A 583-nucleotide genomic window follows, 5' to 3' on the forward strand; every position below is an offset into this window, starting at 1 on the left:
TTGCCGTTTCCACCGGGCTTCCGATGCTCCACACTGTACTGTTTTCCAATGAGGAACTTCTTCTGCTCCGGCGTGAGATTACGCCGCCCCAGCTGATTCTTGCAGATCCATGCGAGGACTTCTTCTCTGCTTTCAAACGGGAGCGGCATGGTGGAGAAAGAGATTTCGGGATGCTCCTGAACGATTTCATAACGATTGTGGCCATCAACAAGGGTATTACCCCAAACAATCAAAGGAGAAATCAGCTTGCCCTCTTTGAGGATGTTTTCTTCAAGCTGCTTAAATTCATCATCGGTCAAAGGGGGAATCTGGGACTGAAACTCCGGGTCGATTTTCAAGTTGATCATACGCACACTCCTTTATCTCTCCTGCTGCGTCTGCTCTTCCTCCCGGAAAAAGGACGCAACATTCTGCTTTGCGGTTTTCAGTTTGAGCAGTTCCTCTTTAGATTCCTTGTACTGCTCGTAGAACTTTGCCTTTTCGGATGCCAACTGTGCATACTCGGCTTCCAGCTTTTTCGGGCTGGGCAGCTTTGTGGTGTTGTTTGCCTTGAAATAGGCTGCTGCCACCCGGTATGCTGTCA

General features: G+C 49.2%; 2 pseudogenes. Both read right to left on the reverse strand.

What is annotated here, in order from left to right:
- Positions 1-347 (reverse strand): annotated as a pseudogene (locus tag DXB44_RS14345) (hypothetical protein); the annotation flags it as partial.
- A gap of 12 nt (positions 348-359) precedes the next feature.
- A pseudogene (locus tag DXB44_RS14350) lies at positions 360-583 on the reverse strand (relaxase); the annotation flags it as partial.

Origin of the sequence: Faecalibacterium sp. OM04-11BH, assembly GCF_003482185.1 — a bacterium.
Taxonomy (GTDB): Bacteria; Bacillota; Clostridia; order Oscillospirales; family Ruminococcaceae; genus Faecalibacterium; species Faecalibacterium tardum.